This is a genomic window from Nocardioides sp. (assembly GCF_014360585.1).
Classification (GTDB): Bacteria; Actinomycetota; Actinomycetes; order Propionibacteriales; family Nocardioidaceae; genus Nocardioides.
This window is the reverse complement of sequence record NZ_JACIXG010000156.1, coordinates 1-2708: the sequence shown is the minus strand read 5'-3', so window position 1 is coordinate 2708 and position 2708 is coordinate 1. Positions and strand designations below refer to the sequence as shown.

Sequence of the window (2708 nt, the reverse complement as noted above, 5' to 3'; positions counted from 1 at the left end):
GATAGCACGAAGGGGCCCCGCGGCAGCGCGCAAGCGCTGAGCGGGGCCCCTTCTGCTATCTCATGAAAGGCGCTGACTCGGCGCAAACGGACCGGAGCGAAGCGAGGACCGGATTGCGCCGAGTCGGCGCAAAGCCCGACGTAAGCCGGACCGAGAAACCGAACCCGCACACGGCAGGTTCAGAAGTGCGTCCACCCCACCGTGCCCTCATAGACCTCCCCGTCAACGGTGACCGGCTCCCCACCAGGCTCCCCGATCGTCCCGATCACGGCCCACCCCTCCGGCAGCTCCACGTCAGGCGGGAACGCGGCGAGCAGCGAGTGATCCTCTCCCCCGCCCAGCACGAACGCGAGCGCGTCGGCGCCGGTCGCCGAGGCGACCGCCTTGAGCTCCTCGGAGATGGTCAACGCCGAGGTGTGCACGTCGATGGAGACCTCCGAGGCGTCGGCGATGTGCCTGGCCTCGGCCAGGAGCCCGTCGGAGACGTCGATCAGAGCGGACGCACCGGCGGCTGCGGCGGCGGGGCCGGCGGCGTACGGCGGCTGGGGACGCCGGTAGGCGTCGACGAGCACGCGCGGCGACCGGAACCCGCGCTTGAGGATCGCCAGGCCGGCGGCAGCCCATCCCTGGCGGCCGCACAGGGCGAGTACGTCGCCGGGCTCGGCTCCCGAGCGGAGCACCGGTGCCTGGGCGACCGCGCCGATGGCGGTCACGGAGATGACGATCTGGTCGGCGCCGGTGACGTCCCCTCCGACCACGGAGGCCCCGACAAGCGCACACTCCGCGGCGAACCCCTCTGCGAAGTCGACCGCCCACTCGGCCGGAAGGTCCGGCGGAAGGGCGAGCCCGAGAGTCATCGAGTGCGCGACGCCGCCCATCGCGGCGATGTCGGCGAGGTTCTGGCCGGCGGCCCGGTGGCCGATGTGGGACGCCTCGGCCCAGTCCCGCCTGAAGTGCCGGCCCTCGACGAGCAGGTCGGTCGAGACCACCACGTGACCATGCTTGACCCGCAGCAGCGCGGCGTCGTCGCCGGGGCCGACCAGCACCTGCTCTCCCTGGGCGAAGTGCTTGGTCATCTCGGTGATCAGCCCGAACTCACCGACGTCGGCGAGTGTCGAGTCCCTCGGAAAAGCCATGACTACATCCAACCCTCCTCTTGGCGCGCGAAGATACCGGGACACGCATCCGGTCGACTCCGCACTTCACGCGGTCACTGCCTCGTTACGTCTTATCCCCAGGGTCGGTGTAGGTCGATCGATAGATAACGCGATAGGTTACTGGTCGGACAATGTGCCAAGGGAGGCACGGAGAACAGGAGCTGCACCATGGTCGTACAGGCGTACATCCTCATCCAGACGGACGTCGGCAAGGCCGCGGAGGTCGCCACCGAGATCGGCAAGATCCAGGGCGTGACCCTGGCCGAGGACGTCACCGGTCCCTACGACGTGATCGTCCGCGCCGAGGCCCGCAACGTCGACGAGCTCGGAAAGCTGGTCGTGGCCCGCGTGCAGAACCTCGAGGGCATCACCCGCACGCTGACCTGCCCGGTCGTGCACATCTGACATCGGACTGACGGCTCCACCCGGCCGTCCGTTACAACACTGTGTTAGAACCATGGGCATGAGCACACCTCCTCTTTCCGGGCCCGTCGCCGTCATCGCCGGCGGGCTGAGCCACGAGCGCGACGTGTCGCTGGCCTCCGGCCGCAACCTCGTGCGCGAGCTGTCGGCGCTGGGAGTGGAGGTGGCGGCGTACGACTTCGACCGGGCGCTGCTGCACAACCTCGAACGCGACAAGGCGGTCGTGGCGCTGCCGGCTCTGCACGGCCAGTTCGGTGAGGACGGCGAGATCCAGACGCTCCTGGAGCTGATCGGGATCCCGTACGTCGGCACCGTCTCCACCTCCTGCCGGGTCGCGTTCGACAAGGCGGCCGCCCGGGAGCTTCTGCGCCGCGGCGGCATCCCGGTGCCGGAGTCGGTCTCGCTCTCCTCCACGACGTTCCGCGACGTCGGCGCCCCGGTGCTGATGGAGCACGTCATCTCGCGGATGGGCGAACGGGTCGTGGTCAAGCCCTCGCGCGGTGGCTCCGCGCTCGGTGTCACCGGCGTCGACGGCCTCTCCGCGCTCCCCGCGGCCCTGGTCAAGACCTACGCCTACTGCGACGAGGCACTCATCGAGCGCTTCTACGCCGGCATCGACGTCTCCGTGGTCGTCCACGAGACCGACGAGGGCCCGCAGTCCATGACCCCCATCGCGATCGACTTCAGCAAGGGCCACGAGTTCGACTTCGCGGCCCGCTACACCGCCGAGTTCGTCGGCTTCGGCCGCCCCGACCTCCCCGACGCGCTGCTCGCCGAGCTCGGCGAGACCGCCGTCCGCGCCCACGAGCTGCTCGGCATGCGCGACATCTCCCGCACCGACTTCATGGTCACCCCCGACGGCGCCTTCGTCGTCCTCGAGGTCGCCATCACCCCCGGCGCCACCGAGACCAGCGTCTTCCCCTTCGCCGCCAAGCACGACGGCACCTCGATGGGTGAGGTCACCCTCGCCCTCCTCAAGCGCGCCCTCTCCCGCTAGCGCTGGTCGAGCCCGGCGAGCGCCAGCGAGCCGGTGTCGAGACCAACACGGTCCCCTCTCGCGCGAAGAGGGGACCGTGTTGGTCGCGACACGCCTCCGCCGAGCGGCTCCGGCGGCTCGACCGGCGGCGG

Annotated in this window: 3 protein-coding genes; 2 read left to right on the top strand and 1 reads right to left on the bottom strand. The window is 70.2% G+C overall.

Annotation, left to right across the window (positions count from 1 at the left end; translation table 11 throughout):
- Nucleotides 1-179: 179 nt before the first annotated feature.
- The gene (locus tag H5T77_RS25570; protein WP_292653425.1) at nt 180-1136 is read right to left on the bottom strand and encodes a thiamine-phosphate kinase; all 957 of its coding nucleotides are present in this window, start codon (nt 1134-1136) and stop codon (nt 180-182) included.
- Between the two features lie 189 nt (nt 1137-1325).
- Between H5T77_RS25570 and H5T77_RS25565 the strand changes: the two genes are divergently transcribed.
- Together H5T77_RS25565 and H5T77_RS25560 are read left to right on the top strand one after the other, a co-directional pair.
- Nucleotides 1326-1562, top strand: a complete 237-nt coding sequence (locus H5T77_RS25565; protein ID WP_179656947.1) for an Lrp/AsnC family transcriptional regulator — start codon at nt 1326-1328, stop codon at nt 1560-1562.
- A 58-nt stretch (nt 1563-1620) separates the two neighbouring features.
- Nucleotides 1621-2577: a D-alanine--D-alanine ligase family protein gene (locus H5T77_RS25560; RefSeq protein ID WP_292653424.1), complete on the top strand. Its 957-nt coding sequence runs from the start codon at nt 1621-1623 to the stop codon at nt 2575-2577.
- Nucleotides 2578-2708: the final 131 nt, after the last annotated feature.